The sequence below is a fragment of the Nitratireductor sp. StC3 genome, assembly GCF_003015025.1.
In the GTDB taxonomy this organism is placed as follows: domain Bacteria; phylum Pseudomonadota; class Alphaproteobacteria; order Rhizobiales; family Rhizobiaceae; genus Mangrovimarina; species Mangrovimarina alexandrii.
On record NZ_PYBP01000005.1, the window covers coordinates 340144 to 354197 of the forward strand.

14 protein-coding genes are annotated in these 14054 nt (G+C 67.5%); 11 read left to right on the forward strand and 3 right to left on the reverse strand.

The window, feature by feature from the left end:
- Nucleotides 1-37 precede the first annotated feature (37 nt).
- The 3 genes from C7T96_RS13375 to C7T96_RS13385 are packed head-to-tail and all read left to right on the forward strand — an operon-like array spanning nt 38 to nt 3557.
- Nucleotides 38-1453 carry a hypothetical protein gene (locus tag C7T96_RS13375; protein ID WP_106571718.1) on the forward strand — a complete coding sequence of 472 codons (1416 nt, stop codon included), beginning with the start codon at nt 38-40 and terminating at the stop codon, nt 1451-1453.
- A gap of 1 nt (nt 1454) precedes the next feature.
- Complete coding sequence (locus tag C7T96_RS13380; RefSeq protein WP_199190476.1) at nt 1455-2546, forward strand: Gfo/Idh/MocA family oxidoreductase; 1092 nt, start codon at nt 1455-1457, stop codon at nt 2544-2546.
- Between the two features lie 60 nt (nt 2547-2606).
- On the forward strand, nt 2607-3557 hold the full coding sequence (locus tag C7T96_RS13385; RefSeq protein ID WP_106571719.1) for an AEC family transporter: 951 nt from the start codon (nt 2607-2609) through the stop codon (nt 3555-3557).
- Nucleotides 3558-3570: 13 nt separating this feature from the next.
- Here C7T96_RS13385 and C7T96_RS13390 read toward each other — a convergent pair whose 3' ends face one another.
- Nucleotides 3571-4305: a GntR family transcriptional regulator gene (locus tag C7T96_RS13390; RefSeq protein ID WP_106571720.1), complete on the reverse strand. Its 735-nt coding sequence runs from the start codon at nt 4303-4305 to the stop codon at nt 3571-3573.
- A 119-nt stretch (nt 4306-4424) separates the two neighbouring features.
- On the opposite strand from C7T96_RS13390, the gene C7T96_RS13395 reads away from it, so the two are divergent.
- From C7T96_RS13395 to C7T96_RS13420, 6 genes are all read left to right on the forward strand, one after another.
- Complete coding sequence (locus tag C7T96_RS13395; protein WP_106571721.1) at nt 4425-4712, forward strand: UxaA family hydrolase; 288 nt, start codon at nt 4425-4427, stop codon at nt 4710-4712.
- A gap of 57 nt (nt 4713-4769) precedes the next feature.
- Nucleotides 4770-5951 (forward strand): UxaA family hydrolase, encoded by a 1182-nt coding sequence (locus tag C7T96_RS13400; RefSeq protein WP_106571722.1) that lies wholly within the window; start codon nt 4770-4772, stop codon nt 5949-5951.
- Nucleotides 5952-6208: 257 nt separating this feature from the next.
- The gene (locus C7T96_RS13405; RefSeq protein WP_106571723.1) at nt 6209-7138 is read left to right on the forward strand and encodes an NAD(P)-dependent oxidoreductase; all 930 of its coding nucleotides are present in this window, start codon (nt 6209-6211) and stop codon (nt 7136-7138) included.
- Complete coding sequence (locus tag C7T96_RS13410; protein WP_106571724.1) at nt 7138-8145, forward strand: Ldh family oxidoreductase; 1008 nt, start codon at nt 7138-7140, stop codon at nt 8143-8145. The genes C7T96_RS13405 and C7T96_RS13410 overlap by 1 nt, the downstream gene beginning before the upstream one ends.
- Before the next feature lie 19 nt (nt 8146-8164).
- Entirely contained in the window at nt 8165-9622 is a 1458-nt protein-coding gene (locus C7T96_RS13415; protein ID WP_106571725.1) for an NAD-dependent succinate-semialdehyde dehydrogenase, read from the forward strand.
- Nucleotides 9623-9688: 66 nt separating this feature from the next.
- The gene (locus tag C7T96_RS13420) at nt 9689-10705 is read left to right on the forward strand and encodes an aldose epimerase family protein (protein ID WP_106571726.1); all 1017 of its coding nucleotides are present in this window, start codon (nt 9689-9691) and stop codon (nt 10703-10705) included.
- Here the strand turns inward: C7T96_RS13420 and C7T96_RS13425 are convergent.
- Complete coding sequence (locus C7T96_RS13425) at nt 10698-11627, reverse strand: sugar kinase (RefSeq protein WP_106571727.1); 930 nt, start codon at nt 11625-11627, stop codon at nt 10698-10700. The genes C7T96_RS13420 and C7T96_RS13425 overlap by 8 nt on opposite strands.
- Before the next feature lie 155 nt (nt 11628-11782).
- On the opposite strand from C7T96_RS13425, the gene C7T96_RS13430 reads away from it, so the two are divergent.
- Both C7T96_RS13430 and C7T96_RS13435 read left to right on the forward strand, forming a co-directional pair.
- A complete protein-coding gene (locus tag C7T96_RS13430; protein WP_106571728.1) occupies nt 11783-12214 on the forward strand; it encodes a FixH family protein in 432 nt (143 codons plus the stop codon).
- Nucleotides 12215-12224: 10 nt separating this feature from the next.
- Entirely contained in the window at nt 12225-13430 is a 1206-nt protein-coding gene (locus C7T96_RS13435; protein WP_106571729.1) for a cytochrome c peroxidase, read from the forward strand.
- A 23-nt stretch (nt 13431-13453) separates the two neighbouring features.
- On the opposite strand, the gene C7T96_RS13440 is transcribed toward C7T96_RS13435, so the two are convergent.
- Nucleotides 13454-13903 carry an Lrp/AsnC ligand binding domain-containing protein gene (locus C7T96_RS13440; protein WP_106571730.1) on the reverse strand — a complete coding sequence of 150 codons (450 nt, stop codon included), beginning with the start codon at nt 13901-13903 and terminating at the stop codon, nt 13454-13456.
- Nucleotides 13904-14054: the final 151 nt, after the last annotated feature.

Consider the following 14054-nt stretch of genomic DNA (forward strand, 5'->3'; position numbering starts at 1 on the left):
CTGTCGGACCGCCGAACACTGGATATAGGGATAAGGGATGGGAAGCAAAGCCAAAGCGCCCGGCAAAGGCAAGATCGCGATCCTGCCCTTCGCGCGGCCGACCTTCGACGTGCCGTTCGCCGAAGAAAGACTGGCGGCGATGCTGGCCGCGCTCGAGCGCACCGGCGCCGAGCTGACGGGCCCCCGGTCGCTGCTGCTCGACGCCGGTGCGGCGCGCGCCGCGATCGCGGAACTGCGGACGAGCAAGCCCGACCAGGTACTCGTGCTGCAGGTCACCTTCACCGATGCCGGCATGGTGGCGGAGGCGGCGCAAGCTTTTTCCGGCCCGTTCTCGATCTGGGCGGTGCCGGAGCCGCGTCTCGGCGGACGGCTGAGGCTGAACGCGTTTTGCGGGCTCAACCTGGCCGCCCACGCGCTCGGCCTGGCGCAGCGTCCCTTCGGTTATCTCTATGCCGATCCGCATGCGACAGAGATCGACCGCGATCTGGCCGGGCTGCTTGCGGGCGAGCGCATTGCGCGGCCGGTGCCGGTGCGGCCGGCGACAGGCGGCGATCCGCGCGGGCGGCAGGCCGCCCTCAGCCTGCGCGGGACGCGCATCGGCCGGATTGGCAAGCATCCCGACGGGTTCGATACCTGCGCCTATGACGAGGCGAAGATCGCCGCCCTGGCGGGCGTGCATGTCGAGGCGCTGGAGCTTGAGCGGCTTTTTGCCGGCGCCGTGGCGGCCGACAGGAATGCCGTCGAGAGCGTCGCGGCCCAGGCCGAAACGGTGCTTGAGGGGCTGGAGGCGGTCGATCAGGACCAGCTCGACCGCTCCTATCGGCTCAAGGTCGCGCTCGACGGGTTGCGCGCCGAAAACGGCTATGACGCGTTTGCGATCCGCTGCTGGCCGGAAACCTTCACCGAGTATGGCGGGGCGGTGTGCGGGCCGGTGGCGATGCTGGGCGAGGCGCGCGTTCCGTGCGCCTGCGAGGCCGACGTCTATGGCGCTTTGTCGAGCCTGCTTTTGCAACGGGTCGCCGGCGCGCCTGCCTTCTTGACCGATTTGGTCGATCTCGACGCCGCCGACAATAGCGGCGTTGTGTGGCATTGCGGCCAGGCGCCGCTGTCGATGGCCGATCCCGAATTCGCACCGCAGGCGACCATCCACACCAACCGCAGGATGCCGCTGCTCTACCAGTTTCCGCTCAAGCCGGGCCGGATCACCTTTTTGCGAATCAGCCAGGCGCGGGGGCGAACGGTGGCGGTGATCGGCGGCGGCGAGATGCTCAAGCGGCCGATGGCGTTTACCGGCACGTCGGGCGTGGTGCGCTTCGACACGCCGGCGGCAGAACTGCTCGATCGCGTCATGGGCGCGGCGCTCGAGCATCACCTCGCGCTCGCCTATGGAGACCATCGCGATGCTCTTGGAGCCGCCGCCGAAACCCTCGGCATCCCCGTCCTCGACCTCTGACATGCGCGCCGGCACACTGCGCTACGCCGTCATCGGCACGGGCATGATGGGCCGCGAGCATATGCGCAACATCGCTTTGCTCGAGGGCGCGGAGATCGCCGCGCTCGCCGATCCGAATGTCGACAGCCTGGCCCAAGCGGCGGCGGGCGGCCGCGCCGGGCTGGCGCAGTACCGGGATCATCGCGACCTGCTGTCGGCCGGCGGCTTCGACTGCGTGGTGATCGCCAGCCCCAACGACACCCATGCCGCGGTGCTCGCCGACGTGCTGGCGGCGGGCAAGCCGGTGCTGGTGGAAAAGCCGCTTTGCGCCACGCTCGACGATTGCCGGGCGATATTGCGGCTTGCCGAAAAGGCGGCCGCGCCGGCCTGGGTGGCGATGGAATATCGCTACATGCCGCCGGTCGAGCGGCTGATCGACAAGGTGCGGGCCGGCGAGGCGGGGCGGCTCAAAATGATCGCGATTCGCGAGCATCGCTTTCCGTTTCTGCAGAAAATCGACGATTGGAACCGGTTTTCCGTGCGTACCGGCGGCACTTTGGTCGAAAAATGCTGCCATTTCTTCGATCTTATGCGGTTTATGGCGGGTGCGGAGGCCAGGCGCGTCTACGCCTCGGGCGCCATGGACGTCAATTTTGTCGGAGAAACCTATGGCGGCCGGCCGGCCGATATTCTCGACAACGCCTTCGTCGTCGTCGATTTCGACAACGGCGTGCGCGCCATGCTCGATCTGTGCATGTTCGCAGAGGGTGCCTATTGGCAAGAGCAGATCGCCGCGACCGGGGACCTGGCCTCGATCGAGGCGTTCGTGCCCGGGCCGGCCCGGTTTTCGCCCGACGGGCGCGAGCGACTGTCAGAACTGGTCGTTTCGCCGCGCGCCACCAAACAGCCCGTGCGCGAGGAAATCCATGTCGATCCCGCGATCCTGGCGGCGGGCGACCATCACGGCTCGACCTTCTTCCAGCACCGCAAATTTCTCGACATGGTGCGCCAAGGCGGAACGCCCGAGGTGACGCTCGACGACGGCATGCGCGCGGTGATGATCGGCCAGGCGGCGGAGGAAAGCGCCAGGACGGGCTCGGCGATCGCGCTTTGAGGCCGGGTCGGCGGGCGACCTGCCTTGCCGGCGGCCGCCGACTTGCCTATCAGGCGGGGCATGTCTGCCGAAGTCGAAGCCGTGTTGTTCATTTTCGGTCTGATCGCGCTCGGCTATCTCGCCGGCGTGAGCGGCTATCTGAAGGCGGAGGCCGGCGACGCGCTGGCCGAATTCGCAGTCTCGGTCGCGGTGCCGCTTTTGTTGTTCAAGACCATGCAAAGCGCCGATTTTCACGGCGCGGCGTCCTGGTCCTTGTGGATCACCTATTTCACCTCGGTGGCGATCGCCTGGGCGCTCGGCCAGTTCGTCACCACGCGCGTGTTCGGGCGCGACGCGCGCGCTGGCGTGGTCGGCGGCGTGTCGGCCTCATTCTCCAACACAGTTCTGCTCGGCATTCCGCTGGTGCTCGGCGTGTTCGGCCAGGCCGGTTTCGAGATCCTTGCGCTGATCGTGTCGGTGCATCTGGTGGTGATGATGGCGGCCTCGATCGTCGTCTTCGCGATTCTCGACGGCAGCCGCGACGGCGCGCCGCGCCCGGTGGCGCTGGTCTCGGATTTTTTCGGCAAGCTTTTGCGCAATCCGCTGATCATCGGCATTCTGGCCGGGCTCGCCTTCCGCTTCACTGGCCTGCAACTGCCCGGCCTCGGCCTGCGCTTCGTCGACGCGCTGGCCGGCATTGCCGGGCCGCTGGCGCTGTTTTCGATCGGCCTCGGTCTGCGCCGCTACGGCATTGCCGGCAATCTGCGCGCCGGCGTCGCCCTTGCCGGGCTCAAGCTCATCGTGATGCCGGCGGCGACCCTGGCCTTGGCGCTGGCGCTCGGCCTGCCGCCGCTGGCCGCCCAGGTCGCCGTCATCACCGCGGCGCTGCCGACCGGCGTCAACGCCTATCTGATCGCCGTCCAGTTCGGCACCGGCCAGGCGATCTCGACGAATGCGATGATGATCGCCACGAGCTGCGCGGCGGTCACGACCTCGCTGTGGCTGCTGGTGCTGCAAGCCGTGTTCGGTTGAGGCGGGCCGAGGCTCAGCGCAGTTCGGCGGCGTAATGGGCCGTTTCGGTCAGGCAGCGCGAGACCCGCAGCTCGACCGGCTTGTTTTCCAGGTCGAAGGCTATTCGCGTGATCTCAAGCAGCGGTGTGCCGGCCAGGCAGCCGAGCCGGCCGGCATCGGGCTCGCGCGCCGCGACCGCTTTCAGTCTCTCGCTGGCATGGGCGATCGTGACGCCCCAGCGCTGCGAATAGAGCCCGTAAACATTGTTGGGCAGGCCGGCGATCTCGTCGAAACCGGCAAACCGGGCGGCGGGCAGGCGGATCGTTTCCACCAAAAGCGGTCTGTCGCGGATCGAACGCAGCCGCTCGATCAGCCACACGGTTTCGCCGGCCTGCAGGCCGAGCGCCTGGGCGTCTTGCCTGCTGGCGCGGGCCCGGTCGCGCCTGAGAATGCGCGATTGCGGAAACGAGGTCTCGCCGTCGTCCGGCACCAGCCGGAAGAACTGGAACAGGATGCGGCTTTCCTCCGGGCTGGCGACGAAGGTGCCGCGACCCTGGCGCCGGATCAGCAGGTTCTCGGCCGTCATCGCGTCGAGCGCCTTGCGGATCGTGCCCTGGCTGACGCCGACCTGGCGCGCCAGTTCCATCTCGGAAGGGATCAATTGACCCGGCTGCCACTCGCCGTCGATCAGGCGCCGGACGAGTTGATCCTTCACCTGCATGTAGAGCGGCTTGTAGGCGAATGTCGTGGCTGGCGCGTTCTCGTTCATGACCGAATCCCCGCATCGGGCCCCGATTTTCTAGCCGGTCGGAATTGACATTGCCAGAATTTTATATCTTATGTCTTATATAAGACTTGAGCATTCCAAATGGGAGCTGACGGGATTTCATGACCATTCCACACCTGCTCGTGCATGACCGGAAGGACAATGTCGGCGTCGTCGTGGTCGAGGGGCTGACGGCGGGCACCCGCATGCTGGCCGTCGTCACCGAGGACGATTCCAGCTTCGAGATCGAGGCCAGAAACGACGTTCCGATCGGCCACAAGGTGGCGCTTCGCGACATCGCCGACGGCGATACCGCGATCAAATATGGCGAGGATATCGGACGCTTCGTCGCCGACGTGGCGCGCGGCGGACATGTGCATGTCCACAATCTGAAGACCAAGCGCTGGTAGGCGCCGACGCGGGAACGGGTTTTCCGCATCGCACGAAATGGCACGGGAAAAGCGAAGATGGCCTCGAAATACTCCAACCTGACCTTCAAGGGCTACCGGCGCGACAATGGCCGCGTCGGAGTCAGGAACCATGTCGTTATCCTGCCGGTGGACGATATTTCCAACGCCGCCTGCGAGGCGGTGGCCAACAACATCAAGGGTACTCTGGCGCTGCCGCACGCCTATGGCAGGCTGCAGTTCGGCGCCGACCTGGACCTGCATTTCCGCACCATGATCGGCACCGGCGCCAATCCCAACGTGGCGGCCTGCATCGTGATCGGCATCGAGCCGGGCTGGACACAAAAGATCGTCGACGGAATCGCGGAAACCGGCAAGCCGGTGGCCGGGTTCTCGATCGAGCAGAACGGCGACTTGAGGACGATCATGGACGCCTCGCGCAAGGCGAAGGAATTCGTCCACTACGCCACCGAGCTGCAGCGCGAGGACTGCGCGGTTGGCGAGCTTTGGGTGTCCACCAAATGCGGCGAGAGCGACACCACCACCGGACTCGGCTCGTGCCCGACGGTCGGCAACATGTACGACAAGCTGCTGCCGGAAGGCATTTACGGCTGTTTCGGCGAGACCTCCGAGATCACCGGCGCCGAGCATATCTGCAAGCAGCGCGCCGTCAGCCCCGAGGTCGGCGAACGCTGGTACGCGATGTGGAAGGCCTATCAGGACGACGTTATCTTCGCCCACCAGACCGACGATCTGTCGGAGAGCCAGCCGACGAAGGGCAATATCGAGGGCGGGCTGACGACGATCGAGGAAAAGGCGCTCGGCAATCTGGAAAAGATCGGCCGCACGTCGAAATTCATCGACATCCTGGAGCCGGCCGAAGCGCCCAACGCCGGCAAGGGGCTCTATTTCATGGACAGTTCGTCGGCGGCGGCCGAATGCGTGACGCTGATGGCGGCCGGCGGCTACGTGGTGCACACCTTTCCCACCGGCCAGGGCAATGTGATCGGCAATCCGATCGTGCCGGTGATCAAGATCACCGCCAATCCGCGCACCGTGCGCACCATGGGCGAGCATGTCGACCTCGACGTTTCCGGCATCTTGCGCCGGGAAATGACGATCGACGATGCGGGCGACGCGCTGATCGACATGATCATGCGTACCGCCAGCGGGCGCAGCACCGCCGCCGAGGCGCTCGGCCATCGCGAATTCGTCATGACCAAGCTCTACCGGAGCGCCTGAGCGCTCGAGTGGCGAGATCGGGTCTGCGATCCACTCGCCGGCTTTGGCGGCGCATTGTCGTTTCGAGCGCGCGCGCAGACCGGACCCCATTGTCTGCAATGCGGATCGGGCTCGATTGTCCGCAATGTCGCGACGATCCCGTCGCGGGTCATGCTTTCGCCGCCGCTCGTGCCGATTATGGGCTGGCGGCGGCGACTTGATAGTATCGGTCGCCCGCGTGATGCCGGGCGGCGTTCAAACGGGAAGCCGCATTGCCCATGCCTGAAATCGTGATCGCCGAATTCATGGACGAGACCGCCGTCGAGCGCCTGGGTCAGCGCCACGACACGCTCTACGATGCCACGCTCGTCGACCGGCCCGACGCCCTGGCCGCCGCCCTTGCCGAAGCGCGGGTGCTCGTGGTGCGCAACCGCACCCAGGTGCGCGGCGCGCTGTTGGCGGCGGCGGCGCGTCTGGAGATGGTCGGCAGGCTCGGCGTCGGCCTCGACAATATCGACCTGGCCGCCTGCGAGGCGCGCGCCATCGCCGTGGTTCCGGCGACCGGCGCCAACGATCTGTCGGTGGCCGAATATGTGATCACCACGGCGATGGCGCTGTTGCGCGGCGCCTATGCGGCAACCGGCGCAGTGGCCGCCGGCGCCTGGCCGCGCCAGACGCTGATCGGACGCGAATTGTCGGGCAGGACGATCGGCCTGATCGGCTACGGCGCGATCGCGCGCGAGGTCGCCGCCCGGGCGCGCGCGCTCGGGATGGCCGTTGCCGCGCACGACCCGCTGCTCGACGCGGCCGATCCGGCTTGGGAAACGACGCGGCCGATGGCGCTCGACGCGCTGCTCGCGGCGGCCGATGTCGTCAGTCTGCACGTACCGTTGACGGCGGCGACCCGGCATATGATCGGCGCGGCCGAGCTCGCGCGCATGAAGCGCGATGCGATCCTCGTCAATGCCGCGCGCGGCGGGGTCGTCGACGAAGACGCCCTTGCCGCCGCCTTGCTTGCGGGGAGGATCGGCGGGGCCGCGCTCGACGTGTTCGAGGCCGAGCCGCTGACGGCGGAAGCCGGAAGGAAATTCGTCGACCTGCCCAATCTGATCCTGACGCCGCACATTGCCGGGGTGACGGTGGAATCGAACGGCCGCGTCTCGGCGGTGATCGCCGACGCGGTGCTGGCGCATTTGGGGGCACGGTGATGAGCGAACGTCTTTTGTCGGCCGAGGACGCGCATCGCCTGTGCGTGGCGGCGCTGACGGCCTCGCGCACGGCGGCCAATAATGCCGAGGCGGTGGCGCGCGCCCTGGTCGGCGCTGAACTGGCCGGGCAGGGCGGTCACGGCTTGCGCCGGGTGCCGGCCTATGCCGCCCAGGCGCGGGCCGGCAAGGTCGACGGCTTCGCCGCCGCGACTGCGACCCTGACACGGCCGGGCGCCGTCCAGATCGACGCCGCGCACGGCTTTGCCTATCCCGCGCTCGAACTCGCCGTCGGCCGGCTCACCGAGATCGCGCCGGCCCAGGGGGTGGCACTTGCCGGCATAAGGCGCTCGCACCATGCCGGGGTGGCCGGACTGACGGTGGAGGCATTGGCCGAACGGGGGCTGGTGGCGCTGTTTTTTGCCAACGCGCCGGCGGCGATGGCGCCCTGGGGCGGACGGCGCGCGCTCTACGGCACCGATCCGATCGCCTTTGCCTGTCCGGTGGAGGGCGGCGCGCCGGTGGTGGTCGACGTGTCGCTGTCCAAGGTCGCCCGCGGCAAGATCATGGCCGCCCGGCAGAAGGGCGAGCCGATTGCCGAGGGCTGGGCGCTCGACAGCGCCGGCAACCCGACCACCGACGCCGAGGCCGCGCTTGCCGGCACGATGGTGCCGCTCGGCGATGCCAAGGGCACCGCGCTGGCGTTGATGGTCGAGCTGCTGGCGGCGGGGCTGACCGGCGCCAATTTCGCCTACGAGCAAACCTCGTTCTTCGATGCCGAAGGCGCCCCGCCCGGGACCGGCCAGCTTCTGATTGCGATTGATCCAGCAGCCCTCGGTACCGTCGACGCGGTTGCCCGCTTTGCCGAAATGTCGCAAATTGTCGGCGAAACGGATGGAGCGAGAGTGCCGGGGCAAAGACGGCACGAAATCCGACACCGTTTGCGGCGCGACGGCATTCCGCTCGATTCGGCGCTTATTCAGGATATTGAAACCATTGCCGCCAGGTAGCGCGGCACGGAGGCGATTTATGTTGCAGAAGACCAGCCACTACATGCGTCAGGCCAACCTGATCGATGGCGAGTGGGTTCAGGCCGATTCGGGCGCGACGCTGGACGTGACCAACCCGGCCAACGGGCTGACGATCGGCACGGTGCCGAAATCGGGCACGGCCGAAACCCGGCGCGCCATCGAGGCCGCCGAAAAGGCCTTCCAGCCGTGGAAGAAGACCTCGGCCAACGAACGGTCCAAATTGCTGCGCCGGCTGCACGACCTCATCCTGGAAAACCAGGATGCCCTGGCCGAGCTCCTGACGATGGAGCAGGGCAAGTCGCTTGCCGAGGCCAAGGGCGAGGTGGCGATCTCGGCCGCCTATATTCTGTGGTTCGCGGAGGAGGGGCGGCGCACCTATGGCGACGTGGTGCCGAGCCCGTGGGCGGACCGTCGCCTGCTGGTCACCAAGGAGCCGGTCGGGGTGGTCGCGGCGATCACGCCGTGGAATTTTCCCTCCTCGATGCTGGCCCGCAAGATCGGCCCGGCGCTTGCCGCCGGCTGCACGGCGGTGGTCAAGCCTGCCTCGCAGACGCCCTATTCGGGACTTGCCTGGGGCGCGCTGTGCGAGGAGGCGGGGTTCCCGAAGGGGGTCGTCAACATCGTCACCGGATCGGCGAGCGAGATCGGCGACGAATTGTGCTCCAATCCGCTGGTGCGCAAGATCACCTTCACCGGCTCGACCGAGATCGGCAAGATGCTGATCGAGAAATCGGCCTCGACGGTGAAGAAGGTGTCGATGGAACTCGGCGGCAACGCGCCGTTCCTGGTTTTCGACGATGCCGATATCGACCGCGCCGTCGAGGGAGCGATGGTGGCCAAATACCGCAATTCCGGCCAGACCTGCGTGTGCACCAACCGGTTTTTCGTCCAGGCCGGCGTCTATGACGCCTTCGTCGAAAAGCTCGCCGCCGCCTCGCAGAAGCTGAAGGTCGGCGCCGGGCTCGACGACGGTACCCAGCAGGGACCGCTGATCGACGTGAAGGCGGTCGAGAAGGTCGAGGAGCTGATCGCTGACGCGACCGCGAAGGGCGGCACGGTCGTCACCGGCGGCAAGCGCCACGATCTCGGCGGCTCGTTCTTCGAGCCGACGGTGATCTCCGGCGCCACCGCGGCCATGCGGGTGATGAAGGAGGAGATTTTCGGTCCGGTCGCGCCGGTGTTCCGCTTCGAGACCGAGGACGAGGCGGTCGCCATGGCCAACGACACCGAATTCGGCCTGGCCTGCTATTTCTATTCCGGCGATCTCGGCCGCGCCTTCCGGGTCACCGAGGCGCTGAAATACGGCATGGTCGGCGTCAATGAGGGCCTGATCACCACGGTCGAGGTGCCGTTCGGCGGGGTGAAGGAGTCCGGCCTCGGGCGCGAGGGCGGCCATCAGGGCATCGACGACTATCTCGACACCAAATATGTCTGCATCGGCGGCCTCGGCCTTTGATGCGACGCAGCCGCCGGCCCCGCGGGGCCGGCGATCCACCGAAGACGGCCATCGACGGAGCTGGACATGGCAGGCCCGGAAATGTTCGGCACGACCGAGGCGGGCGAGGCGGTGCACCGTCTCGCCATTTCCGGCGGCGGCCTGCGGGCCAACATCCTGACATGGGGCGCCGTCGTCCAGGATCTGCGTTTGTCGGGCCATGACGCGCCGCTGGTGCTGGGCTTCGAAAATTTTGCCGATTATCCGGCGCACTCGCCCTATTTCGGCGCGATCGCCGGACGCTACGCCAACCGCATCCGCGACGGACATTTCACCATCGAAGGCCAGCGCTTCGAGACCGACCGCAATTTTCTGGGCAAGCACACGCTGCACGGCGGGTCGGCAGGGATCGGCAAGCGGGTCTGGCAACTCGCCGCCCACGGCGCGGATTTCGTCGCGCTGTCGCTCAAGGACACCGACGGCACGATGGGGTTTCCGGGCGACCTCGAATTGTCGTGCACCTACCGGCTGAAGCTTCCAGGCACGCTGTCGGTGGAACTGAGCGCGACCGCGGAGGCGCCGACGCTGTGCAATCTCGCCCATCACTCCTATTTCAACCTCGACGATGGCGGCAGCGGCGATATTCTGGATCATCGGGCGATGATCGCGGCCTCGGCCTACCTGCCCGTCGACGCGGAGATGATCCCGACCGGAGTGGTGGCGCCGGTGGAAGGCACGGCGTTCGACTTTTTGCTGCCGCGGCCGATCCGCCATGCCGACGAACACAACGCTCAACTCGCCTACGACCACAATTTCTGCCTGGCGGCCGCGCGCGGGCCCCTGCGCCAGGCGGCCTGGGTGCAGAGCGCGCATTCGGGCGTGGAGATGGAGGTGTGGACCACCGAGCCCGGCATCCAGTTTTACGCCGGCCACAAGCTCGCGCCGCAGGCCGCAGGGCTCGGCGGGCGCCGCTACCGTGCGCATGCCGGTTTCTGCCTCGAACCGCAGGTCTGGCCGGACTCGCCGAACCGGCCCTATTTTCCGCAGGCCGTGCTGTGGCCCGGCGACCGCTACCGCCAGGTGACGGAATACCGTTTCAGATAGGCTCGAACGCCGCCCGCAGGATCGAAAACGGCGCCAGCGCGCCGCGCACCTGGACCACGGCCGCCGCGACCTGGTGGGCGCGCCGCGCCGCCGCGTGCGGCGGATGGCCGGAAAGCCGCGCGGCCAGATAGCCGCCATTGAAGGAATCGCCGGCGCCGGTGGTGTCGACCGGGTTTTCCACCGCGACGGCGGCAATCGGTTCGGCGCGGCCATTGCAGACAACCAGCGCGGGATCGGCGCCGTCCTTGATGACGATTTCGTCGATGCCGGCCTTGGCCAGCCGGTCGGCGGTCGCCTGCGGCTTTGGGTCGGCGAACAGCGCGTTTTCGTCGGGAAAGGTCGGCAGGGCGATGTCGGTGAGCGCCAGCGCCTCGCCGATCGCGGCCTTGGCGGCGGCGGCCGTCGGCCACAGGCGCGGCCGGTAATTGGGATCGAAGGCGACCGTCGCGCCGGCGGCGCGCGCTGTGGCGAGCGCGTCGAGCAGTCGCCGGCGGGCGGGTGCCTCGAGAATTGCCAAAGTGATTCCGGAAAAATAGATAAGGGACCGGTTTTGAAGGCTTTTCGCCAACGGGCCTGCGTCGTCCGCGAGCCGGCGGGCGGCGGCGTCGGAGCGCCAGTAGGTAAAGGAGCGTTCGGCGCCATCGAGCGTGATGGCGTAAAGGCCGGGGCGGGCACCGGCGATTTTCGGGCTCGCGGCGACGCCGATGCCGTTTTCGCGCATGAAGGCGATCTGGGCGGCCGAGAACGGATCGTCGCCGAAGGCCGACACGTAGTCACATGCCTGCGCGGTGTCGGTCAGCGCGCGGAGCGCCCATAGCGTGTTGAACGTGTCGCCGGCATGGCTCATGCGCCACAATCCGTCCTCAGCGCCGGCGAGTTCCAGCATGCATTCCCCAACCGCCGCGATATGTCCTGCCCGCATTCCGTCTTTCTCCGATCCTGGACCTTGCTCCTACACGGGTCGACGCTCTGCTGTCGATTGTCGGATTGGGTCGTTGCGAGAGTGCGGTGGTGCGTACTGCCGCCCGGACGCCGCGCAGCGGTTGTGTTCGGGGCGATTTGGTTCGAAAAGGAGACATGAGCAGATTCCTTGTCGCCCTCGTTGCCGCGGCCGCGCTGGCCCTCGGCGTGATCTATTTCTACGATCCCGGCGGGACGGGCTCGGAGACGCTCGATCTGGCGCGTTCGAAACCGACCGTGAACGGCCTTTACGTCGTCGCGATCGCGCCCGAGGCCGAACCCGTCGAGACCGGCGAGCTGCATGGCTGGGTGTTGACGCTGACCGTGCCGGACGGAACGCCTGTCGAGGACGCGCAGATCGAGGTCGGCGGCGGCATGCCCGATCACGGCCACGGCCTGCCGACCAGCCCTGAGATGACCGCCTATCTCGGCGATGGGCGCTACCGGGTCGACGGGGTGCGGTTCAACATGGGCGGCTGGTGGGTGCTGGATTTCACCGTCCGGGCCGAACCCGGCGAGGATACGGTCCGCTTCAACATAAGACTGTGACCGCGAGACCATGGCCAGCCTGAACACACTTGCCCGCGTCCTTGTCGCCGCCGCGCCGGTGCTGCTCGGCGGCTGCGGCGAGGGCGGGCTGACCCTGGCCGAGCGCGAGGCCGTCGCCTCGCTGTCGCTGGCCGCCCTCGGCGCGGTGCCGCCATCCGTTTCCAACAAGGTGGCCGACGATCCGGGCTCGGCCGCCCTCGGCGAGGCGCTGTTTTTCGACACGCGGCTGAGCGCCAACGGCGCCGTCGCCTGCGCCACCTGCCACGATCCGCAGCGTCAGTTCCAGGACGACCTGCCGCGCGCCCAGGCGCTCGGCACCGGCCCGCGCCGCACCATGCCGCTCGCCGGCTTGGCGTGGAACCTGTTCTTCTTCTGGGACGGGCGCAAGGATTCGCTGTGGAGCCAGGCGCTCGAGCCGCTGGAAAACCCGCTCGAGCACGGGCTGACGCGCACCGGCGTCGTCCGGTTGGTCGCGCGCCATCATCGCGCCGGCTACGAGGCGGCGTTCGGGCCGCTGCCGGCGCTTGCGGTTCTGCCGGCCGCGGCCGGCCCGTTCGGCACCGCGGCAGAGCGGGCGGCCTGGGCCGGGCTGGACGAGACGGCGCGACGGGCCGTCAACGGCGCTTTCGCCAATGTCGGCAAGGCGATCGCGGCCTTCGAACGCACGATCCCGCCGGTCAAGACGCGCTTCGACCGCTATGCGGCCGCGCTCGCGCGCGGCGAGCCGCCCGAAGGCGATGCCGCCTTCAGCGATCTCGAACGGGAAGGGCTCCGACTGTTCGTCGGCAGCGCCAACTGTCTGGAATGCCACAACGGACCGCGCTTCACCGACGACCATTTCCACAATACCGGCGTTGCCGACGATCCGCAGGCGCCGGCAGGCCGCGAGCGCGCGGGTGCGATTGCGCGGCTTCTGGCCGACCCGTTCAACTGCCAGGGCGATTTCAGCGACGCAGCCGAAGGCGACTGTGCGGAGCTGCGTTTCATGCTGCGCGACGGTCCCGAGCTGGAACGGGCGGTCAAGACGCCGTCGCTGCGGGGCGTGGCGCTGCGCGCGCCCTACATGCATGCCGGGCAGATCGCAACACTGGAGGCGGTGGTCGAGCACTACGCGAACGCGCCGACATCGCCGGCCGGCACAAGCGAGCTGCGGCCGGTGCGGCTGACCGAGCGCGGCAAGGCGGCGCTGGTGGCGTTTCTGAAGACGCTGAACTAGGCCTTCGGTTTTGAACGTCTCCGTCAGCGGTCCTTGACGGTTTCCATCGCCACATAGGTCGAGGTCTGTGCCACATGGGGCAGGGCGGAGATCTTTTCGCCGAGCACGCGGCGATAGGCGGCGATGTCCCTGGTACGCACCTTCAGCAGATAGTCGAAGCTCGCCGCGATCATGTGGCACTGCTCGATCTCGGGCACGCCGAGTACGGCGCGGTTGAAGGCGTCGAGCGCGGCCGAACGGGTGTCGGAGAGCTTGACCTGGACGAAGGCGATGTGGCCTTCGCCCATGCGTTCGCGATCGACGATCGCCGCGTAGCCGCGAATGTAACCGTCGGCCTCCAGCCGCCGGACCCGCGCCTGCACCGGCGTCTTGGACAGGCCGACCTTGGCGGCGAGTTCGGCCATGGACAGCCGGCCCTGGCGCGCCAGCGCCGCGACGATGTTGCGGTCGATGCGGTCCAAACGATCTGTCATGGTCTACTCTTGCCGTCTTATCGAATTATATTGATATGAAGAAATAGCTCGTTCGATCTGAAATGACCAGAAATTCAGGCGTTGCCAGGCCCGGTTCAATGGTATGACCGTCACCGATGGCCCGGCTTGACCGCTCCGCGGCAGGCAAGCC